The sequence below is a fragment of the Calidifontimicrobium sp. SYSU G02091 genome, assembly GCF_022631395.1.
Lineage (GTDB): Bacteria > Pseudomonadota > Gammaproteobacteria > Burkholderiales > Burkholderiaceae_C > Calidifontimicrobium > Calidifontimicrobium sediminis.
Genome location: NZ_JALBGB010000076.1, coordinates 1 through 1,469 on the forward strand (window position 1 = coordinate 1; position 1,469 = coordinate 1,469).

The following is a 1,469-nucleotide window of genomic DNA, read 5'->3' on the forward strand; positions in this document are numbered from 1 at the left end:
CCACCGACGTGTCGTAGCGCAGGATCGTCCAGCCCTCGGCCAGGCACACGTCGCGGATCTTCTCGAGCATCTTGTAGTGCGCGAGCATGTCCGTGTTGTCCACGAAGCCGACATAGGCTGTCATGTCATTTCACCCATTGACTCACATGAGGATCTGCCTGATGGCGCCGGCATTGCGCGTGATGACATTGACCAGCACCCGCTCGCCGGCCGGTGATTCGAGATAGTCGCGCGCCAGCTCGGGATCGACGGTGTTGACGATGCGGATCGATTGCTGCGGCGGCGTGGGCTGCGCCACGGCCGGCACCATGCCGCCCGCCGCGAAGGCCAGCCGCCCACCGGACCAGACAGACGGTGCGCGCAGGCCGTTGATCGCATCCAGGAACGCGACACCGAAGCGACGCACGGCCTCTGCGCGCACCACGTACTCGCCTGCCGACAGCCGCGCCGGAATGGAGTCGGATGTCGACGTGCCTGGACCGCTGACGTAGCCGCCCGATGCGAATCCGATCGCCTTGAGCCCCGACGAGATCAGCGCACCGAGGCCGGATCCGCCACCAGGTGCGCCACCGAACAGCGCTTCAGCGAGCTTCTGAGCCGCGATGCGGTTGATGGCCGCGATCACCGAGCGCGCGAAGTCGAGGAAGGCATCCCTGGCGGTCTTGGCGCCAGCGCCGATCTGCTCGAACATCGAGGCGAAGGCGTCCTGCACCTGGCCGGCGATCTTCGTGCCGAGGTTCTCGGCCACCGGCTGCGTCTTGAGGATCTCGGCGCGCAGACCTTCCATGCGCCGGGCCACTTCCTCGGGCGGGAAGAGCCGCTGCATCGCGGCCTCGAGCACGGGAAGCAGCTGCTCCATGGCCGCACGGGCATCGGCAGCCGCCTGTGTGATGCGCTGCTGCGCCTGCGCCTGCGTGAGCACTCCGGCGTCACGCAGCACGTTGGCGTTGTCCTGCGCCTGGCGCATGGCGTCGAGCGCCTGGCGCCACTGAGCCTGCAGCGCGTCGAGGTTGCGACTGGCGGACTCGACGTCGATCAGACGGTCGATGAGGCTGCTGTCCTGGCCCTCGGCTGCCAGCCGCGCCTTGAGGTCGCGGTACGAGCGCTCGATGGCCGTGCGCCGGTCGGCGTCCGTTTCGGCACCTGTGATCTGCGCGAGCTTCAGGCGGGCTTCCTCGAGCGCATCGGCCAGTTCGCGCTCGGCGCGCGCCGCCTCGCGGGCGTTGGCACGCTCGACGTCGGCGCGCCTGTTGTTGAGCACGATCAGCTCGGCCTCGAGGCGCTGCACTTCGCCGCGGGCGCGGATGCGGTCTGACTCTGAGGCCTTCGGGTCGCGCGCGATCGCATCCTGTGCGGCAAGCAGCTGCCGCTGGCGCGTGATCTCGGCGTCGATGCCCTGCTGTTCGAGCGCCGTCTTGCGCGCGTAGTACTCGCCCACGGACACCAGCCGGTCTTGCAGGCTGGCCTCG

The 1,469-nt window shown here is 68.8% G+C and carries 1 protein-coding gene; it reads right to left on the bottom strand.

Translation table 11 applies throughout. The annotated features are described in order from the left end of the window. Window positions 1-142: 142 nt before the first annotated feature. Complete coding sequence (locus tag MOJ79_RS18810) at window positions 143-1,288, bottom strand: hypothetical protein (RefSeq protein ID WP_241925532.1); 1,146 nt, start codon at window positions 1,286-1,288, stop codon at window positions 143-145. Window positions 1,289-1,469: the final 181 nt, after the last annotated feature.